Here is a 1,082-nt window from a genome sequence, read left to right as displayed (position 1 = left end):
AAACTAGACAATTTTTTTAAGGTGTTCTTGCCTGTACTGAACAGGACTCAAATAGCCCAGTGTTCCATGGATTCTAACATTGTTAAACCAGTTTACGTAGTCGTCCAATTCTAAGATCAACTCTTCTAAATTTGTGAAATGACGACCCCGAACGAACTCTGTTTTAAAGATTTTGTAGGTTGCTTCCGCTACCGCATTATCGTATGGGCAGCCTTTCGCACTTAATGAACGCTTAATTTTGAAGGTCTCCAACGTATCGTGAATCAGCTTGTTTTTGAACTCATTTCCTCGATCTGTATGAAATAAGGTAATCCGATTCAAGTTTGTTTTCACCGTTGCGAAAGCTTGCGAAACAAGCTCGGCATCTTTCTTTTTTCCTACACTATGTCCTATGATTTCTCGATTAAAGAGATCAACTAATAAACATACGCAATTCCACTTTTTGTTCACACGGACGTATGTTAAATCGCTTACGACTACAGCCAGTTCTTCTTTCTGATTGAACTGACGATCGAGTTCGTTTGAAATTTTTTCTTCATTACAGCTAACTTTCTTTGGTTTAAATTGTGCAATTGTATAGTGAGATACTAAACCTTGGTCCTTCATGATTCGTCCAATACGGCGACGTGAAATCACATATCCTAACTTCTTCAATTTCACTTTTATCTTTCGTGTTCCATAGTTCTGACGGCTCTCTCGGAAGATTTCTTTCACGAGTGGTGACAATTCATTTACTGTATCTTGTGCTTGTTTTGCCTCATAATAATACGTTGCTCTTGATAATTGTAGGACATCACACATTGCTGATATCGAGTATTTATGTAGGTTATTCTTCACTACTTTTACTTTCGTCCTAGTATCAGCGCCGCTTGCTTTAAAATATCATTTTCCATAAGAAGCTGTTTGTTTTGCTTTCTCAACGCTTCCAATTCTAGTTGTTCAGCCGTCTTATTGTCTTTCTCTTTAAATGAGCCAGACGTATGATTTTGATTGATCCATCGATCCAATGATGATGGTGTTAGTCCGTATTCTTTAATGATGTCTTTCCTTGGTTTACCATTTTGATACAGTTGAACCATTTG

General features: G+C 37.3%; 1 protein-coding gene. It reads right to left on the bottom strand.

All coding sequences use genetic code 11. The features are described from left to right. Positions 1-3 precede the first annotated feature (3 nt). A protein-coding gene (locus CN288_RS27525; protein ID WP_141528031.1) for an IS3 family transposase occupies positions 4-1,082 on the bottom strand; the annotation gives its coding sequence in 2 pieces (ribosomal slippage) (positions 4-878 and positions 878-1,082; 1,080 coding nt annotated over the 2 pieces). This gene is flagged as partial in the annotation.

It is taken from the genome of Bacillus sp. AFS023182 (assembly GCF_002560575.1).
Lineage (GTDB): Bacteria > Bacillota > Bacilli > Bacillales > Bacillaceae_G > Bacillus_A > Bacillus_A arachidis.
Note: the sequence above shows the minus strand (reverse complement) of the source record. Positions and strands in the feature narration are given on the sequence as shown.